Origin of the sequence: Streptomyces griseus subsp. griseus (assembly GCF_000720255.1) — a bacterium.
In the GTDB taxonomy this organism is placed as follows: Bacteria; Actinomycetota; Actinomycetes; order Streptomycetales; family Streptomycetaceae; genus Streptomyces; species Streptomyces griseus_I.
Window position 1 is genome coordinate 294,327 of record NZ_JOJE01000005.1, and the last position, 14,227, is coordinate 308,553.

Annotated in this window: 9 protein-coding genes; 1 reads left to right on the forward strand and 8 read right to left on the reverse strand. The window is 71.1% G+C overall.

The features are described from left to right. Positions 1–2: 2 nt before the first annotated feature. The 4 genes from IG99_RS44095 to IG99_RS09635 all read right to left on the reverse strand — a co-directional run bounded on the left by IG99_RS44095 (position 3) and on the right by IG99_RS09635 (position 9,058). A complete protein-coding gene (locus IG99_RS44095) occupies positions 3–4,655 on the reverse strand; it encodes a bifunctional glycosyltransferase/CDP-glycerol:glycerophosphate glycerophosphotransferase (protein ID WP_051865084.1) in 4,653 nt (1,550 codons plus the stop codon). Continuing rightward, the gene (locus IG99_RS09625; protein ID WP_078947598.1) at positions 4,652–5,902 is read right to left on the reverse strand and encodes a CDP-alcohol phosphatidyltransferase family protein; all 1,251 of its coding nucleotides are present in this window, start codon (positions 5,900–5,902) and stop codon (positions 4,652–4,654) included. Before IG99_RS09625 ends, IG99_RS44095 begins: the two co-directional genes overlap by 4 nt. A gap of 302 nt (positions 5,903–6,204) precedes the next feature. Continuing rightward, positions 6,205–7,788: a PLL family lectin gene (locus IG99_RS09630; protein WP_078947599.1), complete on the reverse strand. Its 1,584-nt coding sequence runs from the start codon at positions 7,786–7,788 to the stop codon at positions 6,205–6,207. Between the two features lie 154 nt (positions 7,789–7,942). Further along, positions 7,943–9,058: a PLL family lectin gene (locus IG99_RS09635; RefSeq protein WP_037671886.1), complete on the reverse strand. Its 1,116-nt coding sequence runs from the start codon at positions 9,056–9,058 to the stop codon at positions 7,943–7,945. Positions 9,059–9,364: 306 nt separating this feature from the next. Here IG99_RS09635 and IG99_RS09640 point away from each other — a divergent pair, with 306 nt between their 5' ends. Beyond that, complete coding sequence (locus IG99_RS09640) at positions 9,365–10,480, forward strand: LCP family protein (RefSeq protein WP_037671888.1); 1,116 nt, start codon at positions 9,365–9,367, stop codon at positions 10,478–10,480. Between the two features lie 90 nt (positions 10,481–10,570). On the opposite strand, the gene IG99_RS09645 is transcribed toward IG99_RS09640, so the two are convergent. The 4 genes from IG99_RS09645 to IG99_RS09660 all read right to left on the reverse strand — a co-directional run bounded on the left by IG99_RS09645 (position 10,571) and on the right by IG99_RS09660 (position 14,201). Continuing rightward, positions 10,571–11,494 (reverse strand): RNA polymerase sigma-70 factor, encoded by a 924-nt coding sequence (locus tag IG99_RS09645; RefSeq protein ID WP_037671890.1) that lies wholly within the window; start codon positions 11,492–11,494, stop codon positions 10,571–10,573. 85 nt (positions 11,495–11,579) lie between these two features. Continuing rightward, the gene (locus IG99_RS09650; protein ID WP_037671892.1) at positions 11,580–12,053 is read right to left on the reverse strand and encodes a carboxymuconolactone decarboxylase family protein; all 474 of its coding nucleotides are present in this window, start codon (positions 12,051–12,053) and stop codon (positions 11,580–11,582) included. 103 nt (positions 12,054–12,156) lie between these two features. Beyond that, the gene (locus IG99_RS09655; protein ID WP_037671894.1) at positions 12,157–13,407 is read right to left on the reverse strand and encodes an MFS transporter; all 1,251 of its coding nucleotides are present in this window, start codon (positions 13,405–13,407) and stop codon (positions 12,157–12,159) included. A gap of 50 nt (positions 13,408–13,457) precedes the next feature. Then, a complete protein-coding gene (locus IG99_RS09660) occupies positions 13,458–14,201 on the reverse strand; it encodes a GntR family transcriptional regulator (RefSeq protein WP_037671896.1) in 744 nt (247 codons plus the stop codon). Between the last annotated feature and the right edge of the window lie 26 nt (positions 14,202–14,227).

Sequence of the window (14,227 nt, forward strand, 5' to 3'; positions counted from 1 at the left end):
CGTCAGCCCCTTCCTTGCTGTTCGCCCGGCCGCCCCATGACGAGGGGCGCGGGAGGCGGACCCGGGTCGCCGACGACGGACACGTCCATGGTGTCGATCACGTCGAAGGCCCGCTCACAGTTGTGGGTGTCGCGCAGCACGAAGAACTCCTCCGCGCGCTGCCGGTAACGCGGCTCGACCTGGAAGCCCCGCTCGATGGAGGCGATGATCTCGTCCACCGCCTGGTCGACCGTGCCGCAGGTGGGGCCGAAGCCGTCCCGGGCGAGGTCGAAGTAGCCGCGCTTGTAGTGCTTGCTGTAGAAGGCCTCGTCGTCGAAGTTGGTGTAGACGATCGGCTTGCCCATGTAGGCGACGTCGAAGAACACCGAGGAATAGTCGGTGACGAGCATCGAGCACTCGCGCATCGCCAGCTGCACGTCGCGTCCGGTGGTGGAGACCGTGATGGACGGGTGGTCTATCCGGAAGTGCTTGAGGTAGGGCCGGATCTCGTAGTGCGGCATGAACTCCAGCTGCACGTTGTGGTACTGGAGCGCCTTGAGCAGCCGTTCGTCGCGCAGCAGCGCCGAGAAGAAGCGGTAGTACTCGGAGGCCGCGAAGGGGATCTCCGGCTTGGCCGCCTTGTTGTAGGAGGGCGCCACGATGTCCCGTCGCCAGGTCGGCATGACGAGGATGCGGCGCAGCCCGGGTACGGGTTCCAGCGCGTCGAAGCGGGGCAGCCCGGTGGCCGCGACCCGGTCGTAGCCGTAGCCGCAGTGCTCGGCGTAGTAGGCGCGTTCGCTGCGGCCCGTGGTGAGGACCAGGTCGACGTTGGTGACCTGGGCGTGGATGGAGGGGGCGACGTCGTTGTAGACGACGCCGTGCTGGAGGAAGACCCGCTGGTAGCGCATCAGGTCGCCGTAGCCGGTGAGGAAGGCACGCTTGGACAGGCCCGGGAAGCCCAGGTAGGCCTCCAGGTCGTAGGCGTTGATGAGCCGGGTGGCGTGCAGCAGGTAGACGCGGTACTTCCAGGACAGGCGGTCGATGACGTTGCCGAGGTGGTCGATCTTCTTGCGGTCGGCGGCGTTCCCGTTGATCGCGTAGTAGACCTTGCGCTTGCGCTCGTTCTGCCTGATCCAGGTGAACAGGTGGTACGAGTTGTCCTGCGCGGTGTCCTCGCGCTCACCGATGATCCAGATGTCCTTGCCGCGCAGCCAGAGGTGGAAGAGCCAGTACAGCAGCCGGGTGCGCCAGCCGGGGCGGCCGGGCAGGGCGGCCCGCAGCTCCTTGAAGAAGCGCCGCACCTTGTGCGTGGAGCGGCTGACGATCCCGGCGACGCGGCGCACGGTGATCTTCTCGTTCTTGTCGATGGAGAGGATCACCCGGGCGCGGCCGGACCGGTGGACGCCCTTGAAGCGGTGCAGCATCTGTCGGGCGTCGACGGGGGTGTCGAGGGTCCTGTCGCCGTCGTGGATGCGCAGGGTGAGCGTGAGGTCGCGGTTGTTGAGTGACGCGAAGTCCTCGGGTCGGGCGACGGCACGCCAGCCGGAGTACCAGTCCTGTTCCTTGCGGGTACGCCAGCGGTCGCGCCGGTAGACCTGCTCGACCCTCAGCGCCCGCTCGGTGCGGCCGTCGCTCAGGACGAGTTCGATGCGGTTGTCGAAGACCTGGTCGATGTCGGCGCCGGTGAGGACCATCAGGCCCTCGAAGGTGACCCGCTGGGCGTCGACGTGACAGGTCTCCAGGACGAACTTCTGCCGTTCCACGCGCAGCAGGGCGGTGTCCACCCGGTCGACGTTCAGCCTGCGGTGCAGCCCCTCGTCGTCGATGTGCAGATGGGGCCGGTAGGCCTGCTTGCCGTGCGGCTCGCAGAACAGGTCGAGGTTGTCGGTGCGTACGGCGTGGTGCTGGAGCCGGGAGCCGGGGGCGGCGGCGTACTGGAGGACGAGGTCGTCGGGTATCTCGGTGTAGACCTCGTGCAGCGTGGGGAAGATCGCCGCCAGCTCGACCCGGCTCATGATGCGGTGCAGGTTGCGCAGGTAGGGCTGGAGGGTGCGCACCACGAAGCGCTGGGCGAGGCGGCGGGTGCGCTCGTCCAGCGGGGCGGTGCGCCGCAGGAGGTGCCGGGCGAGGCGGATCAGCTCCTGTGCCTTGACCGGGTCGTTCCAGGGCAGGTCGAACAGGGAGTCGCTCTGCTCCAGGTCGCGCTCGTAGCAGGTGGCGCGCGGCGCCGTGGTGACGCGCTCGGCGTGCAGCAGCGCGGGGACGGCGAGCCAGGCGTCCTCGAAGCCGGGGCCGCCGCCGGCCCGCAGCCGGTGCTCGCGCACCAGCTCGGTCCGCAGCAGCTTGGCGCCGAGGCTGGTGGAGAAGATCAGGTAGGGGGCCTTGTGCAGCCGCTGCACGGCGGTGGGCTTCTTGCCGAAGTACCGCTTCCACGGCTCGTCGGCGCCCTTGCGCGGCCCGGGGAAGTTGTCGGGGTTGCCCACCACCACGTCGGCGTCGGCCTTGCGGGCGGCGGCCAGCAGACGGCTGACGCTGTCGGGGCCGAGGATGTCGCGGGCGCGGGCGAACATGACGTAGGGCGCGGTCACGAAGCGCAGCCCGTGGTCGAAGGCGGCCCGCATGCCCATGGGGACCTGCGGGACGACCCGGGTGTTGGGGTAGTGCGCGGCGAACTTCTCCAGCTGTCCGGCGGTGGAGTCGGTCGAGCCGTCGTCGACGAGGATCACCTGCGTCTGCTCGAACTCGCGCTGGGCGGCGAGCGAGCGGAGGAACTCGTACAGGTTGTACTCGTCGTTGTGGCAGTGCACGACGACGGCGGCGCCGTACGTCTCCGGCGGGGCGAACGCCTCCGGCAGCTGCCGGTCCTTCCACCACAGCCACGGCTCGCCGCGCGGGTCGGCCTTCGCGCGCTGCTCGGTGGTCTCCGGGCGCAGGGCGAGGTTGCCGCTGACGGTCTCGTAGATCTCGTACGTCGTGCCGCCGCCGGTGTAGCGCTCGCGCTCCAGGTCGAGGCCGCGCACGCACACGGTGGTGGTCGCGCGTTGTCCGGCGTGCCGGATCTGGACGAAGAGGTTCCAGATCGCGGCGCGGCCGGCCTTGCCGAGGGTGCCGTCGAGGTCGACGGTGGTGTGGAAGCGGATGTACTCCTCGTCGACCTCGACGCCGGTGACCTTGAAGGAGTGGTCGGTCTTGGGACTGCGGCGGCGCAGTACGGCGGTGAGTTCGAGCTTGTCCTTGGGTCCGACCCGGCCGAACTGGTTGCGGATGTAGCCGGTGACGTGGAGTTCGCTGCCCTTGATCTCCACGCGGGTCGCCTGGTTGAACAGCCGGGCGTCGGACAGCGAGGTGCCGGTGAGGTCGAGGTCGGTGACGTCGAGGAAGCGCTCGGCGTGCGGGCGGCCGAGCAGCGAGCCGGACCAGTAGACCTTGCCGTCCTTCTCCACCACGTCGGAGCTGAGGACGCTGCGCCGCTGGGTGTAGTCGGCGACGGACAGGGCCACGTCGATCCGGCCGTGCATCAGGCCGTAGGCGCGCACCCGCTCCAGCACGCCGCACAGGTCGTAGGTCTCCTGGGGCAGCGAGCGCAGGTAGGGCGCGACGATCCCGACGAAGCCGTCCCGGAACGCGTCGTCGCCGGCGCGCAGTTCGGGGGCGTAGAGCCTCAGGTCGTGGGAGAGGAACTTGGCGGCCTTGTGGGCGACGAGCTCGCGGGCGCCGTGCTGGGCGAGGAACTCGTCGGCCCACTGGTGCACCAGCACCCGGTCGCGGATGCTGCGCAGTTCGCCGCGCCGGTTGGTGATGGAGGGCGTGTCGGTCTCGCGCTCCCAGATCCACCGGTAGACGGGCGCGGTGAGCAGGGTGATCGTCTGCGCGCAGAGGTTCGCGACGGTGGAGAAGTAGGTGTCCTCGAAGAAGACGCCCTCGGGGAAGCGGATGCCGTTGTGGTGCAGGAAGTCGACGCGGTACAGCTTGGCCGCGGCGATCGGGTCCTCGAACAGCTCGGGCGCCGCGGACAGGCCGCCGGTGACCGTGCGGTCGGTGCCGTAGAGCTGCGGCTGCCAGACGGTGATCTCGTCCTTGGCGAGGTTGACCCGCAGGGCCCGGCCCGCGGTGATCTCGGCGCCGGTGGCCAGCGCGGAGGCCAGCAGCAGTTCGCAGGCCTTGTGCGGGAGTTCGTCGTCGGCGTCGAGGAACATCAGGTACTCGCCGGTGGCCGCCTCGATGCCGTTGTTGCGGGGCGCGCCGACGCCGCCGCTGTTCTGGTGACGGCTGACGATCCGTACTCGCGGGTCCTTCCGGGCGTAGCCCTGGGCCACCGCGAGGGTGCCGTCGGTGGAGGCGTCGTCGACGACGAGGACCTCGACGCCACGGTGGGTCTGGTTCAGGGTGGAGCGCAGGGCCCGGTCGAGGGTGGCGCTCGCGTTGTAGGCCGCGACGACGATCGTGACGGTGTAGGCCGAGGGGTCGGGGTACGAGATCGCGTCGCCGCGCGCGGCGGAGGCCGGGTACGCGGGCCGGTCGTCGTAGCCGGACTGGTCGTCGTACTCGGACTGCTCGTCGTAGCCGGGGTCGTCGAGGCCGGAGGGGTCGTCGTGTCCGGCGCGCTCGTCGCGGCCGGACGGTTCGCCGTACCCGGACGCCTCGTCGAAAGCGTCGGAGCCGGTCGGCTTGGTCATCGCCAGCGACCCTCCTGCTCCGCACGTTCCTGCGCGTCGTCGAAGCGCCGGATCCGGATCGGCAGGGTCAGCGGCTCGGGTGTCACGACCCGCGGGCTGGGGATGCCCTCGGCCTGCACGATGTCGAAGCTGTCCTGCTCGTCGAGCTGGTGGAACTGCGGCTGTGGATACGGCTGGAAGAAAGGATCCTCCTCGGGCTCGGGAGCCCGGTAGCGCTCGTCGGCCAGCAGCGCCTCCTGCACGGCCGGACGGTGGCGGCCCTTGTAGAGGTGCGGGGCGATCGTCCCGGCGGTGTCCGAGGTCGCGTTCATCTCCTCCATGACGCGGGTGAAGTCACGCGTGGAGAGCCAGAACTTGTACATGATCACCAGCTCGAACAGCATCAGCAGCGCCGCCGAGACCACCGTGGTCCACAGGATCTGGCCGATGATCGGGCCCACGATGAAGATGAACATCTGGAACTCGATACCGCTGATCAGGTGCGGACGGATCCGGGTGCGCAGCATCGCCCGGCGCAGCCGGGTATACCAGGGGAACTGGTCGCGGAACTGCTCGTGCAGGTCGACGACGTTGTCCCCGCCGGCCTCCTCGCGGAGCACCTCGGCGGGCGTGCCGGGGTTGTCGCGGAGCAGGTCCTCCATGAAAACGATCTGCGGACCCTCGGACTCCCCCTGTGTCTGGGCCTGTTCCCTGGCCTCGGCCTCCCGCTCGGCGCGTTCGGCGTCGGCGCGCTCCTTGGTGACCTTCTCGATCTTCGTCCGCATCGACATGCGCATCTTGTAGATCTGCAGCGCGTCGACGTAGCGGAGCATGTCGAGGAAGACCACGCAGAGGGCGGCCAGCAGGTAGCGCTCGTCGTCCGTGCGCAGGAACTGGCCGCCCATCAGGGCGAGGGCGCAGAACAGCACGCGGATGCGGTCGAAGACGTAGTCGAGCCAGCCGCCGAAGACGGTGCCGTTGCCCTTGAGGCGGGCCAGCTTGCCGTCGATGCAGTCGAGGATGAAGCTCAGGTGGTACAGCCCCGCGCCGATGAGCAGGGACTGGCGGTCACCCTGGAGGAAGAAGCCGGCCGAGCCCAGGCCGATGAACAGGGCGGCCCAGGTCACGCGGTTCGGGGTGATGAAGCGGAAGCGGGCGAAGAGCAGCAGCATGCGCGTGGCGGTGGGGTCGACCAGGAATACGGTCCACCAGGCATCGCGCTTCTTGCAGGTCAGTTTTTGGACAGCCCGCAGCGATAGCCTCGCCATAACCCCTCAGTCACACACAAGACAGGACACAATGCCCCGTGGCCGCCTTGGTACGCCCCCGGGTGCTCGAAGATGAACGGTTACTTTCACAGGCCGATCACAAGAGCGAGCTGAACTTTAACAATGCTTCATTGTCGTGTCGACGCGCATTGACTGGCACCCGACCGCGACTTTGATCACACAATTTCCTTACAACCCTTTGTCGTGCCCCTTTTCCGGACGGATCACCCGTGGTCAGAGCCGTGATCACGGAAATCGGATGGCTCGATTCCGCCCAACGGACGCCCCTGGCGGCCCGTTGTTCAGTCCCTCACGGCACGCCAGGCGGCGAAGGCGAGGGCCCCCGGGGACTCCTCACGGGCGGCGGTCAGCAGCTGCCCGTCCGGCATACGGGACGACAGTGTGAGCAGCCCGGCCCGCGTCACGGCGGCGGCCGGAGCGTCGTACGACGGCGCCCCGAGATCCTGCCACCACACACCCGTGTCCGGCCGCCCCTCGGGATACGCGCCCACCGCGCAGGCACCGCCCGCCCCTTGGGCCACCAGCACCGAGTACGTCCAGCCGTCCATCCGTACGCCCCGCACCGCGGCCAGCGGTCCGCTCCCCTCGGCGTCGCCGAGGGGGAAGGGTGCCTGGGCACCGGGACGCCAGACGCAGGCCTCGTTGGTGCGCAGGTCACGGAAGAGGACGGCGCCGGGTTCGGGGGCCGGGGCCAGGGTGCCGGGGCGCGGGGCGAACGGAACCGTCCGGTCCTCGGTCCAGGCGCCGCCCTGCCCCGGGTACCAGCGGACCACGCCGGCCGTGTCGCGGACGCGGCCGTAGACCTCGACCCCGCCGTGCGCGCCGGTCACCGCGACGAGGTCGTCGGCGACCCGCACGCCGCGCAAGTGCTGCCACGCCGTCCAGTCGCCGTCGGCGGGCCGGCAGCGCCAGCTGATGCCGTTACCGAAGTTGCGGGCGAAGACGAACAGGTTGCCGGCCGCGTCGAAGGCGGCCGCCGGGAACCCGACCGCGCGGCCCCGGCGCCAGTCGACGGCGTTCGGTCCGCCGATCGACTGCCACGGGGTGGGCGGCTCCGAGGTGCGGTAGTGCGCCGCGTACACGACTTCGACGTCCACCCCACCGTCGTCGCGAGCGCTCCTGCGCAGCGCGAACAGGTGCGGGAAGCCGTGCGGGTCGGGCACCACGAGGAGCCCCGGCAGCAGGTCCGCCCCCTCCACCGGCTCGGAGGCACTCCACCGGCCCTGGGCGTCCTGGTGCCGGCGCACCACCCCGGCGGCGGTCGGCAGGAACGCGGTGAGCCGGCCGTCGAACCCGGCGGACAGCCAGTTGACGGGCGCCGGATAGCGGCGGCAGGCGGCAACGCCCGACTCGGGGTCGCCGTGGGCCCGATGGCAGTCCACGGACAGCGGCCGTCCCGACTCCGCCTGCCAGGCCCGGGCCGCGGCCAGCGCACCGGCCGCGGTCTCACCGTGGGCGGCCGGGACGTCGTACGTGGGCATACCGCTCGCCTGGTCGTACGAGGTGTGCGCGGGGTCGGGGTCGAGCGTGTGCAGCCGCTCCGGCTCCAGGTCGCGCAACGCGTCGAGCACCGCGGCGACGGTGGCGGGGTCGTCGGTGCCCTCGACGCCGAGCACCCTGGGGCCGCCGAGCACCCGGCAGCCACGGTCGGCGGCGGCGGTGAGCGCGCGGTCCAGCGCCGCCCGCCCGTCCTTGCCGCCCGCCCGCAGACACACGACGGCGATCTCGGCCCCGGCCGGCTCCAGCGCGACCAACGGCACGGCGTCCGCGGGTTCCGGGACGACGACGGCGACCACATGCGTACGCCCGTCGGCGGAGTCGACGCGGGCCCCGGCCCCGGTTCTTCGGTCCGGCTTACGGCTCATGCCCGCACCCCTCCGCGCCCCTCACGTCCGCCTCGCGCGGGGACGGTCCCCCGCGTCCCCCGGGCGATGCGCCCCATCCTGGCCGACGCGCACGGCCACGCGCCGCTCACCGTCACCAGGACCGCCGGCCTGTCCGATTCCCCCCACAACCCGGTCATATGCGGACCCATTCGCCGAGCGTCAGGCCGGGGCCGTCGTCCTGGCGCGCCAGGGTCAGGGCGCCGTCGGTGGCCACGGCGAGGACGACGACGCGTCCGTAGGCGTCGAGGGCGAGCACCGGGTCGCCGAGGCACGCGGTGCCGGTGTCGGTCCACCACACGCCGTACCGCTCGTCCTCCGCGGGGCACAGACCGATCACGGCCCGGCCCTCGGCGTCGCGGTGGGCGAGCACGGTGCAGGCGTAGCCGTCGATGGTGGCGGCGAGCGCCGCGTGGCGTCCGTCACCCGGGTTGCCGCCCACCGGTACGGGCCACTCGCCGGGGCGCACGGCGACGACCTGGCCGCCCTGGACGTCGGTCAGGTAGTAGGTCACCCGGCCCGGAGACGTCTCAAGACCGGTCACCGAGCCGGGCAGCGGCACCACTGCGAGGTCGTGACCGCGCTCCAGGGCCGCCCCGGGCTGCCGTTGGAACCAGGTCAGTGCGCCGCCCCGGGCGGGGGCGAGGAGTTCGACATGCCCGGTGGAGGTGGCCACCGCGGCCGGGGTGTCCAGGGCGGCGGCGACCTTGAGGTCGAGCCACGGCTCCCAGCGGCCCTGGGCGTCCTCGCGGCGCAGGGCGAGGTGGCCGTGGGCGGTCGGCGCGACGACGTACAGCGTGCCGGTGGTGGTCACCACGGCGGTCGGCATGCCCATCTCCGCGCAACGTCCGGGCCCCGACAGGGGGTTGCCGGCCGAGCGCCACTCGCTCATCGGGCGGCCCGCCTGGTACTGGATCGCGTAGGTCAGGTCCACGGTCAGCGGTCCGGCGCCGCCGCGCACCCGCCGGCCGAGGAGATGGGCGTAGCGGTTGCGGCCCTGGGCGACCGTGAGACGGGTCACGTTCTTGGCGGGCAGGACGTCCGGGCCGAGCCAGTCGGGGCCTCCGGGACGGCTCTCGGTCCAGCGCAGCACGGCCTGGTCCACATGTGCGTAGACCACGAGCCGGCCGTCGTGTCCGGGCAGCAGCCACGGACCGGACAGCACGGCGGGCGGCCGGCCGGTGAGGTCCGTGGCCTCGCCGTTCGCCGGCCGCTGCCGTCGTCCGTCGTCACGCGCGGTGCTGGCCCGCATGGTCCGTCGTCGTCCTTTCCCCGGACATACTGAGGGTGTTGAAGGCGCTCCGGCCGGGCCGGGGCCGACCGTCGCGCCCCGATCGGTCAGGCCGATCGGTCAAGACGCAGGCGCATCCTATTTGTTCGGTTCATGTTTACAAATGCATCACGTTACGTGCATGATCGGTCGATCCTCTGCCTATAGTGCGGCTGCCTATAGTGCGGGACTGATCGGGGCAGCATACGGACCGGCATCCCCCCACCCGAGTCCCCAGCGCCACACCTACCGCCCTGCGGGGCTCGACCAACAAGGACTCGGACCAGGATGAGCCACGTCTCGACGCCCCAGCGCAGCGACGACTCCGACGCACCGTCCCCGTCCCGGCACCGCGGCGGCCGAGGACGCAAGCGCGAGAAGGCCGGTGGCCGCCGTATCGGCCGGAAGATCCTGATCGGCCTGGGCGTTGTCGTCGTGGCCGCCGCCGGTACCGGTTACTGGCTCTACAGCGACCTGAACGACAACATCAAGGGCGTCGACATCGACAAGGCGATCGGTGACGACCGGCCGGAGAAGCTGCCCACCTCCGGGCAGAACATCCTGATCCTGGGCTCCGACTCGCGCGCCGGCGCCAACGGCGAGCTGGACAAGGCCGACGTCTCCGGGGCGCGCTCCGACACCGCGCTGGTGGTGCACATACCCGAGGGCCGCAAGAAGGCCGTCGCGGTCAGCATCCCGCGCGACACCCTCGTCACCCGGCCCGAGTGCACCAAGTCCGACGGCGGCAAGGTCCCCTCGGCCAAGCGCGTGATGTTCAACTCCGTCTACTCGCTGGCCGGTCCGGCCTGCACGGTCAAGACCGTGGAGCAGATGTCCGGGGTCCGCATGGACCACTACGTGGAGATCGACTTCGCCGGCTTCAAGGGGCTGGTGGACGCGATAGGCGGAGTGCCCGTCACCCTCGACAAGCCGATCAAGGGCAGCAAGACCGGGCTGACGCTGGACGCAGGCACGCACACGCTGAACGGCACGGACGCCCTGAAGTTCGTGCGGACCCGGTACGGCTACGGCGACGGCAGCGACCTCGGACGCATCGGCCTCCAGCAGAAGTTCATGATCGCCCTGCTCGCCGAGATCAAGAAGCAGGACCTGCTGGGCAGCCCCACCAAGGCCTACAAGATCGCCGACAGCCTCACCGAGGCCCTCACCACCGACTCCGACCTCGCGTCCCTCACCAAGCTCACCGATTTCGGCCGCAGCCTCAACGGCATCGACCCCGCCAACATGGAGACGATCATGCTCCCGGTGGCGTACGACAAGGTCGACCCCAACCGCGTGGTCGCCGCCGAGCCCCAGGCCTCCACCCTCTGGAAGGCCATCCGCTCGGACTCGGACATCCCCGAGTCGGCCAAGAAGTCCCCGGCGACGGGCGGCACTTCCTGATCCCGGACGGGCTACATCGTCGAACGGGGCCGGGCAGCGAAGTCGCTGCCCGGCCCCGTTCGTCCGTCGTCACCCCGGCCCACTTCGTCGTCAGGTCCGCCGCCGGCGTTCCTGCCTCACCTCCCGGTCGACGGCCCAGGCGTCCGCCACCGGGCCCACGTGCCCGAGCTTGTCCGGGTTGAGGACCGAGCGGATCGCCTGGATCTGCCCGTCGAGCACGTCCAGCGCCAGCGTGTGGAGCACCCTGCCGTCCCGGTCGCGGAAGATCGCGCCCGGCTGGCCGTTGATCTCGCGCGGCTCCCATGTCACGCCGACCCGGGCCATCGGGGGCAGCACCGAGGCGAGCAGCCGGGCCACGTTCTGGTCCCCGACGACGGCCCGGGCCAACTGCGGGGCCTTGCCACCGCCGTCGCCGACGAGCTGCACGTCGGCGGAGAGCAGCTCCCGCAGCGCGCCCACGTCACCGTCCTTCAGCGCGTCGAAGAACCGCGCGGCCAGTTCCTGCCGCTCCCGCCGGTCCGCCGCGAACCGCGGCCGCCCGGCGTCCATGTGCCGCCGCGCCCGCACGAGCAGCTGCCGGCACGCCGCCTCCGAACGCCCCACCGCCACGGCGATGTCGTCGAACCCGAAGCCGAACACCTCCCGCAGCACGAACACCGCCCGCTCCAGCGGGCTGAGCCGTTCCAGGAGCAGCAGCGCCGCCATCGACACCGAGTCGGCCAGCTCCACCGCCCGGGCCGGATCCTGGTACGGATCGCTCAGCAGCGGCTCGGGGAACCACGGACCCACGTACTCCTCCCGTCGTACCCGCGCGGAACGCAGCACGTCGATCGAGATCCGCGTCACCGTGGCCGACAGAAAGGCCTTGGTCGACGCGGGCCGGGTCGCCGAGCCGTCGAAGCGCAGCCATGTCTCCTGCACCGCGTCCTCGGCCTCCCCCACGCTGCCCAGGATCCGGTAGGCGATCGAGAACAGCAGCGGCCGCAGCTCCTCGAACTCCTCGACCTTGTTCACGCCGGTTTCCCCTTCCCCTGTGGGTTGATGCCCTTCCCGCGCCCGGGAGCCCACGACCGGTTCCGGGCGGGTCGGTGACGACCATTCAGTGGAACTGACCGGGCTCGTAGGAACCGGCCGGCTGCTGCGTGATGACGTTCAGCCGGTTCGCCATGTTCATGAATGAAACGAGCATCACCAGGGCGGTGAGCTGCTCCTCGTCGTAGTGCTTGGCGGCTCGCGCCCACACCTCGTCGCCGACCCCGCCGGCCGCGTCCGCGAGCCGGGTCCCCTCCTCCGCCAGCTCCAGCGCGGCCCGCTCGGCCTCGGTGAAGACGGTGGCCTCCCGCCAGGCCGCGACCAGGTGCAGGCGCACCGCCGTCTCGCCGGCCGCGGTGGCGTCCTTGGTGTGCATGTCGATGCAGACGGCGCACCCGTTGATCTGGCTGACGCGCAGCGCCACCAGCTCCTGCGTGGCGGCCGGCAGCGGCGAGCCCTTGAGCTCCCTGCCCGCCGACATGATGAACTTGAGGGCCCTGCCCGCGGTCGGGCCGGTGAAGAGGTTCAGTCGCGCGTCCATGGTGTGCTCCTCCGTGGTGGTCGGTGGCTACACCCCCGAGACGAGATGGCCCGACGCCCTGTGACATGAACGGATGTGACCTGCGTCTCCCCCGCGTCGGACATCAGACCGGTGCGCCCGTCCGTGCGGACCGCCGGAGCCCGAGCGGTGACAGGAAGGCGGGGAGGAAGCTCAGCGTCATGCCGGCGGCGCCGATCCACAGGGTGGCGGCCGCCCCGAACACGGAGCCCGAGGCTCCGCCGAGGACGCCGCCCAGGGGCAGGACGCCCCAGGAGACGAAGCGGGCCGTCGCGACCGCCCGGCCCAGCAGCCGGTCCGGGGTGAGGGCCTGCTGGAGGCTCGACTGAGCCACCACGCGGACGACTCCCCCGACCGACAGGGCCGCGAGTCCGATCGCCGCCCAGTACACACTCGCACCGCCGGGCCGCGCCAACGGCATCAGGACGCACGGCGGACAGGTGACCAGGGGCGCCAGCCAGATGACCGTCCCCTGTCCGGCCCACCGCGCGACCCGGGTCGCCGACAGCGCGCCCAGCAGGGCACCGCAGCCCATGCCCGACAGCAGGAGGCCGATCCCGAGGGGGCCGAGGCCCAGCTCCCTCTTCAGAAAGACCAGCAACATCGTCTGGTACAGGACGAGGAAGAGGTTGAACGTCGCGTCCCCCCACACCGTCGCGCGCAGGGCGGGATGCCGGAGGACGAACCGCAGCCCCTCCTTGATCTCGCGCCCCAGCCGGGCGTGCCCGACCGCCTCCCGCTGCGGTTCGCGTATCCGGATGCCCAGCGCGATCAGACCCGACAACGCCATCCCGGCCGAACTCACCAGGAGGGTCGCGGGAGCTCCGACCCAGCCGGCCAGGGGGCCTGCGGTGGCGGGACCGCTGATACTGGTCACCGAGCGCACCGCCGAGAGCTTGGCGTTCCCTTCGACGAGATTCTCGCGCCCCACGAGATGTGGCAGACAACTGGCGTACGCGACATCGAAGAACACGGTCAGCACCCCATGGACCAGGGCGACCGCGTACAGCCACCAGAGCGTCAGCAGGCCGGCCCACCACGCCACCGGTACCGTCAGGACGACCAGCGCCCTGACCAGATCGGTGCTGATCATCACCGACCGCTTCCGCATCCGGTCCACCCAGGCGCCTGCCGGCAGCCCCACCAGCAGCGAGCCCGCCGTGGTCATCGCGGTCAGCGCTCCGACCTGGAACTCGTCGGCGTCCAACGCCACGATGGCGACCAGCGGCAGCGCCAGGAAATTGATGCGGTCGCCCAGCTGTCCGAGCGCGGTGGCGACGAACAGCCGCGCGAAGTCCGGATCGCGTAAGAGCCCGAGCCGGGCGGTTGTCGACATACGGGTCCCCTCGGATCGGCTGTGATGTATCGCTCTGACAGGTAGGGCGGCTACGGCTGCTCGACCACGAACTCGTAGGCCACTTCGCGGCGTGCGTCCGGAATGACGATGTCGGCGGTTTCCACCGGACGCCCCCCGGTGTCGTAGATGGTCCGCTCGATCCGGAGCACCAGGTCCCCCACGCTGATCCCCAGCAGGTTCGCCTGTTCCTGGGTGGCCCGGGCCGGGCGCGGAAGCTCGGTCACGCTCTCGACCACCACGCCGATGGAGCGCATGCGCACGACCACGCCCTTTCCCGCGAGGGGGCCCGACTCGGGCAGCGCCACCGGCGTGCCGCCCGTGATGGCCATCGGCTCCCAGGACGCGGAGAGCTGGACGGGCCGGCCGTCCGCGAGGAACTCGTACCGCGTGTGGACGCACAGGTCGCCGGGACCGATGGCGAGCCGCTCGGCTATCTCCGCCGGGGCGGGCACGCGCACCTGGCTGTGCGCGTCCCAGGCGTTGGCCCTGCCCCGCTCCGGGGCGACCGCACGGGAGGGCAGGCGGTGCCGCGAGCGGACCATCCGCAGGCGCTCGCGCGGCGTACGGACGTAGGTCCCCGACCCGGCGCGCCCTTCGAGGAGGCCCTGGGCGATCAAACGGTCCACGGCACGCTGGGTGACGTTGCGCCCGACCCCGTACTCCTCGGCGAGCCGCGCCCGTGACGGCAGGCGCTCCCCGACCGCCCACTCCCCCGCGCGGATCCGCACGTGCAGCGCCTCGGCCACTGCGAGGTACGGCGCTTCTCGGGGCATGGGCGACTCTCCGATCGCTCTGCTGC

Coding starts and splice junctions, on each gene's coding strand:
- IG99_RS44095 (WP_051865084.1), bottom strand. CDS start 4,655: ATGACCAAGCCGACCGGCTCCGACGCTTTCGACGAGGCGTCCGGGTAC.
- IG99_RS09625 (WP_078947598.1), bottom strand. CDS start 5,902: ATGGCGAGGCTATCGCTGCGGGCTGTCCAAAAACTGACCTGCAAGAAG.
- IG99_RS09630 (WP_078947599.1), bottom strand. CDS start 7,788: ATGAGCCGTAAGCCGGACCGAAGAACCGGGGCCGGGGCCCGCGTCGAC.
- IG99_RS09635 (WP_037671886.1), bottom strand. CDS start 9,058: ATGCGGGCCAGCACCGCGCGTGACGACGGACGACGGCAGCGGCCGGCG.
- IG99_RS09640 (WP_037671888.1), top strand. CDS start 9,365: ATGAGCCACGTCTCGACGCCCCAGCGCAGCGACGACTCCGACGCACCG.
- IG99_RS09650 (WP_037671892.1), bottom strand. CDS start 12,053: ATGGACGCGCGACTGAACCTCTTCACCGGCCCGACCGCGGGCAGGGCC.
- IG99_RS09655 (WP_037671894.1), bottom strand. CDS start 13,407: ATGTCGACAACCGCCCGGCTCGGGCTCTTACGCGATCCGGACTTCGCG.
- IG99_RS09660 (WP_037671896.1), bottom strand. CDS start 14,201: ATGCCCCGAGAAGCGCCGTACCTCGCAGTGGCCGAGGCGCTGCACGTG.